The organism is Streptomyces sp. HSW2009 (assembly GCF_040240285.1).
Classification (GTDB): Bacteria; Actinomycetota; Actinomycetes; order Streptomycetales; family Streptomycetaceae; genus Streptomyces.
In genome coordinates, this window is record NZ_JBEHZD010001028.1 from 1 (window position 1) to 1,178 (window position 1,178).

At 74.5% G+C, this 1,178-nt stretch carries 1 protein-coding gene; it reads left to right on the plus strand.

Going from position 1 to position 1,178, the window contains the following annotated elements; translation table 11 throughout:
• Window positions 1-426 (plus strand): glycerophosphodiester phosphodiesterase (locus AAHZ94_RS34370; protein ID WP_349997598.1); only part of this gene is annotated, 426 nt, incomplete at its 5' end.
• Window positions 427-1,178: the final 752 nt, after the last annotated feature.

Sequence of the window (1,178 nt, forward strand, 5' to 3'; positions counted from 1 at the left end):
GGCCGGACGGTGCGCACCATGATCGACCTACCCGCGGCGTCCGCGGTGCCCGCGACCTTGGCCACGGTGCGGGAGGCCGGCGCGCGCGACCGGGTCTACTACTGCGGCAACCTCGCCGCCCTGCAAGCCGTACGGCGGGCCGAGCCGGATGCGGAGATCGCGTTCACCTGGACCACATTGGCGCCGCCGAGCCACAGCCTCCTCGCCGAGCTCCGCCCTCGTTGGCTCAACTACCGGTTCGGCATCGTCTCCCCCTCGCTGGTGGAGCGGGCACACGCCGACGGCATGCTGGTCTCCGCCTGGACGGCGGACACGAAGCGCACCATGCGGCGGCTGATCCGGGCCGGTGTGGACGGCATCACCACCAACCGCATCAGCACACTGCGCGCGCTCGTCGAGCAGGGCACCTCAACGGACCGCCGCTGACAGCGCTGCCGCGCCCCGCAACCACGGGCCCGCCTGAACCTTGCCCATAAGCCGCCGGCCCAGCCGTCTCGCCTCTGCCCCCTCTGCCCCGTCCCGTGCCGCCCCGTCCGTCGTCGGGGCCCTAAGCCCCCCTTGACCGCCCAGAGGCGCGTACGGGGCAAGCAAAGGCCCAGAGCAAGCGGCACGGCACCAGCGCACCGCCCCTGGGTGTACTCACCGCGCTCCGTGCCCCGTGCGTGCCGTCGAGGCACCCACCACTATCCCGGCGCGCCCCATGTGCCTGGTGCCCCACCCGCGCGCATACGGGGCCACAGCCCCGTGCTCCGCGGACGGTCCCAGCCCGCCCCGTACGAAGCACCCGGCCCCGCGTGCTCCCCGCTCCGCGCACCTCAGGTGCCCGCAACCCTGTGGCACCCGCCGCCACGCCGCCTCGTACCGCGCCCCACGCATCCAGACCGTCCAATCGGCCCATGCACGTACGGAGCGAGCCCGGCCCGACCCCGTACGCGGCGCACCGATGGGCACGTTGCTCCGCCCCGCATCGAGTAACCCCCGCAGCCCCGTACCCCATAGCGAGCCCAGCTCCGTGCTCCGTGCTCCGTGCTCCGTGCTCCGTGCTCCGTGCTCCGTGCTCCGTGCTCCGTGCTCCGTCCAAGGCGCTACGCCCCGTACTCCCCGCCTCGCGCGCGAGGCTGCGCCGCCCGCCCCGTGCCCCGTGCCCCGTGCCCCGTGCCCCGTGCCCCGTGCCCCGT